This is a genomic window from Nocardia alni (genome assembly GCF_019038435.1).
GTDB classification, from domain to species: domain Bacteria; phylum Actinomycetota; class Actinomycetes; order Mycobacteriales; family Mycobacteriaceae; genus Nocardia; species Nocardia alni.
The window spans coordinates 1-2,397 of the sequence record NZ_JAGPOX010000298.1 but is presented as its reverse complement, the minus strand read 5'-3'; the positions used below and the strand labels follow the sequence as shown (position 1 = coordinate 2,397).

The following is a 2,397-nucleotide window of genomic DNA, read 5'->3' as shown; positions in this document are numbered from 1 at the left end:
CCCCACCGCCGGGCGCACCCAGTGGGTACCACCGGCCCGCCTCGACCCGACGCGGCGACGAAGAATCAACCGGTACCACCACCCGGGTGAATACCTCACCCCCACAGGCTAACCCGCCATCAGACCAGGTTAGCCGCAGTCTGCCCGACCCGCCCTGTGCCACACCAGGGCGGGGCACAGTCATGCCTCCCGCTCCAGAGGTGCGGGCCACCTCGGTCCACCCACCGATGCGCCGACATCACAGGTCCCGCGTTCGCTGATGCGGCCGACGACCGATACCGCGAACGACCGGGGCAGCAGCTCGAGTGCTGTCGGGGCACTGGGGAGACCGATGGCACTGGCGGCGCAAAGGTTCCACTGTCATTCTGATGTGCACGGCGGTGCTCGAGAAGGGCCGGGGGATGGCGAAAATCAGGAAGAAGCATGGCTCCGAGGTGGCGCTGATCGCCCGGGTGTTGATCTGAGGCGGTCTCGGGCTGGTGATCGTTGTCATCGCGTTGTATGTAGGGAACGCGAGGTCGGCGGTTCGTCAGGACGTTCCGTCGGATCCGATCACCGCGATCGTGGAGTTGGCGGGGGGAAAGCTGCGCTGGCCGCACGACGCCACTGCGACAGTGATTATCGAGGTGGTGATTGCTGCGCTGGGCTTGTTCGTAGTGATGCTCCTCCGCCGCCGCAGTGCGCGAGGGCGAGAGGCCATCGATGCGAAAGCTCGGTTCATGGGGACCGGTAAGGCACTCGGGTCGCTCACCGAGTACGGCGTGCGAGACAAGGCCGGACAACTCGGTGTAGATCTCGGCTACGCCGATGCGCCTGGTGTTTCGATCGGGATCGCGGTCGCCGACGGCGTTCCACTCTATGGTTCCTATGCGGATCTGCAGCTGGATATCTGGAGTCCTCAGCAAGGAAAGTCGACCTGCCGGGCGATCCCGGCGATCGTGGAAGCTGTCGGCCCTGTCATCGCGACCGCCAGTAAACGCGACATCGTGGACGCCACTCGAGGTGTCCGCGAACACAAAGGCGATTCGCGCTACGTCTTCGTCTTCGACCCGCAGGGGATCGCCGGCACCGAGGAACCTGTGTCGTGGTACTGGGATCCGCTGCGGTGGGTCGATGTGCGACGCAACGGATGCGAAATTCGGGCCGCGCAGCTGGCTGGTCACTTCGCGGATGACGGCTCCGACGCCAAATCCGATGCCTTCTTCGACGGCGAAGCCGAGGACCTGCTGGCCAACCTGTTCCTGGCCGCCGCAGTGGCGCAACTGCCCCTCGTGCAGGTCTGGGAATGGGTCACCAGCCCACACAACACCGAGCCGGTCGAAATCCTGCGTCAGGTCACGCCCTACCGCTTCAATGCCAATCTCGACCTGGCGGCGTCGAGCCTGGCTGCGCACTACAACGCCGATCTGCACATGGTGAGTCGCGTCTTCGGCACCGCCAAGAAAATGATCGGCTGCCTGAAACTGTCGACCGTGCACCCGTGGATCACTCCCGGGAGTGATCGCTACGAGTTCGACGAACTCGAATTTCTCGAGCGCAACGGAACGTTGTACGTGCTGTCGGTCGCGGGACGAGGATCGGCAGCGCCGTTGGTGAATGCGCTCATCGGAGCGGTGCTGGAGGTCGCGGTGCGGTCAGCACGGTCGGCCCATCAGCACCGACTTCGCGTGCCACTGCTGGCAGTCTTCGATGACGCCGCGAATGTCGTTCTGGGCCGGGATCTTCCGCAGCGGTACAGCTACTACGGCTCCCATGGCATCGTGTTGATGACGCTGCTGCAGTCGTGGGCTCAGGGAGTCCGATGCTGGGGGCACGACGGTATGAGCGAGCTGTGGTCGGCCGCGAGCATAAAAGTGGTCGGCGGCGTCGATGATGTGCCCTTGCTGCGAGACGGAATGGTTGGATCGGCGGATACGCTCGGGATACCAGAACTGAGGTCGTTGCCGCGCGGGCGAGCCGTGCTGTTCGCCTCCGGCGTACCGCCTGTGCTGGTCAGGACCGTACCGTGGTGGGAGACGCAATACGCTGACGAGATACGAAAGTCCCTGGAGCGTTACAGCCCGGGCAAGCGAAGCGTTATCGGCATAGAGGATCTCATCCTTATCCCGGCCGTGACGGATCCGCCTCCGGATTCGGTAGCCGGCTCTCTCGGCCGGCCGGACGAGGTGCAGCCCCTCTGAGCGCTGGTGTACGACGCTGATCGTGGGAATCAGCGGCGTCCTCGGACGTTTCTACAGTGCCGCAAGAAAGTTCGGGCAGCGTATCGATAATCGGCCCCATCAGCCTGCGGCTCGGACAATCAGTGATAGATCGCGCCGGGGGGGACGACCGGGCCGGGGCCGCCGAGGCATTCCCACTGGCCGTGCACGAAGCGGGGGAACTGCCAGGGGGTGTGGC

At 64.7% G+C, this 2,397-nt stretch carries 1 protein-coding gene; it reads left to right on the top strand.

The window, feature by feature from the left end; all coding sequences use genetic code 11:
• Nucleotides 1-719 precede the first annotated feature (719 nt).
• Complete coding sequence (locus JZ791_RS43930) at nt 720-2,180, top strand: type IV secretory system conjugative DNA transfer family protein (protein ID WP_254207393.1); 1,461 nt, start codon at nt 720-722, stop codon at nt 2,178-2,180.
• The last annotated feature ends 217 nt before the right edge of the window (nt 2,181-2,397 follow it).

Bases quoted from the DNA above. Each gene is read 5' to 3' on its own strand.
- JZ791_RS43930 (WP_254207393.1), top strand. From the start codon at position 720: ATGGGGACCGGTAAGGCACTCGGGTCGCTCACCGAGTACGGCGTGCGA.